Genomic DNA, 287 nt, shown 5'->3' with positions numbered 1-287 from the left:
ATAGGCCGAGGGCTTGTCCGTAGGTGCTTGCGTCCACTGTGTGGTTCCCGGATAACGAACGGTGTCCGGTGGGTTTCGAGTGTCAAGTGAACAGTGTGCCGGCTTTGGCTGTGAACACTCGGTGAGTGTTTCGGTGGTCATGGCGAAGGGGAAACGCCCGGTTACATTCCGAACCCGGAAGCTAAGCCCTTCAGCGCCGATGGTACTGCACGGGGGACCGTGTGGGAGAGTAGGACGCCGCCGAACGAGTTGTTGTGGAGGCCCCGTCGGGCAGGTTCCGACGGGGC

1 rRNA gene is annotated in these 287 nt (G+C 61.7%); it reads left to right on the top strand.

The features are described 5' to 3' along the window. Window positions 1-129: 129 nt before the first annotated feature. Window positions 130-246, top strand: a 5S ribosomal RNA gene (gene rrf, locus IF47_RS0127240). The last annotated feature ends 41 nt before the right edge of the window (window positions 247-287 follow it).

Source organism: Streptomyces megasporus, from assembly GCF_000718985.1.
In the GTDB taxonomy this organism is placed as follows: domain Bacteria; phylum Actinomycetota; class Actinomycetes; order Streptomycetales; family Streptomycetaceae; genus Streptomyces; species Streptomyces megasporus.
The sequence above is the reverse complement of the archived record's forward strand: the minus strand, read 5'-3'. Positions and strand labels throughout refer to the sequence as shown.